We start from the raw sequence: 355 nt of genomic DNA, 5'->3' as shown, positions 1-355 counted from the left end.
TGTACTCGTTGATCACGTGGGCCGGGTCGTAGACGGTCAGGTTCGCCGGCACCGAACCGAAGCAGAAGAACACCAGCAGGCCGAGACCGTAGCCGGCCCACTGCGGCCGCGAGGAGATGAACGCGCCGAGGGAGAACACCGGCGCCAGTACCAGGCATAGCAGCGGGAAACCGTCGATATGCGGGTAGACGAAGAACATCTCGCTGAAGCCGAGCAGCGCCGCCGCCATGGTGCCGATGGCCATCTGCATGGCGACCTTCTTCGGGTTCGGCGCCGCCGAGGCCAGCGCCGAGACCGCCACCGCGTTGAGGGCGAAGGTGCCGCCGCTGGGCCAGGTGCTGTAGATCCAGAAACA

General features: G+C 66.2%; 1 protein-coding gene. It reads right to left on the bottom strand.

The window, feature by feature from the left end; all coding sequences use genetic code 11:
• The coding region (locus tag FLP08_RS17450) for an FUSC family protein (RefSeq protein WP_202912823.1) at positions 1-355 on the bottom strand (355 nt) is incomplete at both ends.

It is taken from the genome of Christiangramia aestuarii (assembly GCF_009735585.1).
Taxonomy (GTDB): Bacteria; Bacteroidota; Bacteroidia; order Flavobacteriales; family Flavobacteriaceae; genus Christiangramia; species Christiangramia aestuarii.
This window is presented reverse-complemented; position numbering and strand designations above follow the sequence as displayed.